Below are 1,003 nucleotides of genomic sequence, written 5' to 3' on the forward strand. Positions count from 1 at the left end.
TTCACATTGTCACTTAATTCCACTTCCGTGGTATCAACGAGAAGGCGATATTTAAAGATGTCTTTTCCAGAGGCAGCGATAAAGCTATCAATATCTTTTTTACTGATCTGATGGTCAGCTTGATAAAACTTACACTGAATAGCGACATAACCCTCTTGATTGCGAAGCTTTGCCACCAGATCAATGCCGATATCATTTTTATTCCAACCTTCACGCTCTGTTGCCCATTCATAATAGCTCTCAACCGTTTCATATCGTCCATAATGAAGAGGGTCATGCATAAGATATTTTGTCACAAAATCTTCAAACACTTTCCCTCGTAGAGTATTTGAAGTTGTCTGTTCACGATAGGATTGTAAAAGAGAGCGTAAAGAGACGTGTTTATTATCAGAATGATGAGAGCGAAGCATAAAGAACAAACTCCATAACTATCTATGATACAGATTGATTCTCTTCAAAAGAATCAAAGTGAAGCCAATTAAATCCATTTAGGATAAATAGCGAGTGTCAGCTGAGGTGAAATTCTTGCAAAACCAGAAATTTTTTTCAAAAGGGGTTTTTAAAGGTTATTTATCCACACCCCATGACATGGAGTAGATCAGCAAAATAGTGAAATTTGCTATTCATTTCACGGGTTAATCAAGATAAATGTACTATGGGCTTTAATATATCAGAATGAGTATTTTGATAAGTTTATAGATAGGTTTTGAAGGTGTTTAAAACCCTCAAAATACTCAAAACCCCTAAAACTCATAGATTAGGCGTCTTTTGAAGGTTCACTCTATGAATGCAAGGGGATATGGTTGAGCAAACTTATCCTTTATATTTATGGGGATATTGATGTATTAACCATTGACGGGCTAAACAGTTTTGTTTAGAGGTCTTTTTACATAAATGTGGGGGAGAGATCCTCAGCAGTTAAAATAAAGTAGTTTTGGGTGCCACTTTTCTTTGGTCACAGAGGCATGTGCTTTTGTTAAAAGCGTCATAGGGCAGTGGCTGT

At 36.4% G+C, this 1,003-nt stretch carries 1 protein-coding gene; it reads right to left on the minus strand.

Annotation, left to right across the window (positions count from 1 at the left end; genetic code table 11):
• Positions 1–410: restriction endonuclease (locus GGR08_RS08025; protein ID WP_183194766.1), on the minus strand; the 410-nt coding region annotated here is incomplete at its 3' end.
• Positions 411–1,003: the final 593 nt, after the last annotated feature.

This window comes from Bartonella fuyuanensis, from assembly GCF_014197255.1.
GTDB lineage: Bacteria > Pseudomonadota > Alphaproteobacteria > Rhizobiales > Rhizobiaceae > Bartonella > Bartonella fuyuanensis.